This window comes from Moorena sp. SIO1F2 (genome assembly GCF_010672755.1).
In the GTDB taxonomy this organism is placed as follows: Bacteria; Cyanobacteriota; Cyanobacteriia; order Cyanobacteriales; family Coleofasciculaceae; genus Moorena.
In genome coordinates this window covers 1-1,406 of the sequence record NZ_JAAHFV010000663.1, presented here as the reverse complement: position 1 = coordinate 1,406, position 1,406 = coordinate 1, and the positions used below count along the sequence as shown (strand labels likewise).

Below are 1,406 nucleotides of genomic sequence, written 5' to 3'. Positions count from 1 at the left end.
TTCCTAGAGCAAATCACCTCAAGACGTATCAAGTCCCTCACAGATTACTTTGTCGGTGTCGAGGTCGGTCTAGATACAAATGCTCGCAAAAACCGAGCCGGTAAAGCCATGGAAGACATAGTCGAGTACTTTGTCAATTCTATCTGTACTCGTCATGGCTTTCAGTACATCCCGCAGGCTAAGTCAGATGGCATCAGATCAGAATTTGGCAAACATCTTACCATCAAAAAAGCGTCCAAAACGATTGATTTTGCAATTAATACTCCTAATAAACTCATTTTAATCGAAACCAACTTTTATAGCGGTGGTGGCTCTAAACTAAAATCGACAGCTGGTGAGTACAGCGAGATATTCTTACAGTGGAAACAAGATGGTCACGAATTTATCTGGATTACCGATGGTTTTGGTTGGCGAACAGCTAAAAGACCTCTTCGCGATACCTTTGATAAAATTGATTACATTCTCAACCTGGATATGGTTGAAAAAGGTGTCCTAGAGGCTTTGATATTAGACCACTGATTTTATTGGGATTTTAAGAGATGATATAGCGTTTTTATCTAGGTTGTAAACACACTTATTGGTTTTCCCTAATGGAGTATATTCACAACTGAAATCAAAATGCTATAAGTCTCAAATTAATCAGCACTAACTTGAAAAAGTTTAAGTCTTAATAAACCCACATTATCAACCCATATATAGTCAAAAAAAAGCCGTAGACATAATGTCCACGGCTTTTTCAATTCCACAGTAAGTGGATTGAAATTTTGATCTCAGTCAGATCCCAAACCTAACCTGATGTGATGTTATTTGATTGGCCAAAGGTCACGCTATCCGACCAGACCGGAGCCTTTATCCTGGGGGGAAAACCCCCCAGAAATTTAAAGTGTTATGGCAACAGCCAATACTTCATCATTGTAGTAGTCACTTCGTCTGGAACACCAGTTGGCTCCAGAGGGCTCCACTCGCAAATCTCTGCATAGCCCAGTGCATAAAGCATTTGCATACTATAGATTACTGCTTGACGAGAGCCTTTTAGAGTGTGCTCAACAGGTTGTTTCTTTAGGTTTGGGTTTTTTGACATGAATCAAAGATTGAATTCGTAGTTAAATTTATAATAATAATGATTATGAATGAGTTTGTCAAGGGTTTTGAAAATTTTTTTTTGGAAGTTTTAGGGGGAATCAAAAAAAGCGAACGCTTTTTTTGTTGATATAATTTTACTTATCTAGCCTTTATAATACCGATGAGATACACAAATTTTTTCCCTACTCCCTACTCCCTACTCCCTACTCCCTACTCCCTACTCCCTACTCCCTACTCCCTACTCCCTACTCCCTACTCCCTACTCCCTACTCCCTACTCCCTACTCCCTACTCCCTTCTCCCTATTCCCTATTCCCTATTTCT

The 1,406-nt window shown here is 39.5% G+C and carries 2 protein-coding genes; one reads left to right on the top strand and one right to left on the bottom strand.

The window, feature by feature from the left end; genetic code table 11:
• On the top strand, positions 1-519 hold a 519-nt coding region (locus tag F6J94_RS33860; RefSeq protein WP_293048335.1), incomplete at its 5' end, for a DpnII family type II restriction endonuclease.
• Positions 520-886: 367 nt separating this feature from the next.
• On the opposite strand, the gene F6J94_RS33855 is transcribed toward F6J94_RS33860, so the two are convergent.
• Entirely contained in the window at positions 887-1,081 is a 195-nt protein-coding gene (locus F6J94_RS33855) for a hypothetical protein (RefSeq protein ID WP_293048333.1), read from the bottom strand.
• Positions 1,082-1,406 lie beyond the last annotated feature (325 nt).

Excerpts from the sequence above, each read along its gene's own strand:
- F6J94_RS33855 (WP_293048333.1), bottom strand. The coding sequence starts at position 1,081 with ATGTCAAAAAACCCAAACCTAAAGAAACAACCTGTTGAGCACACTCTA.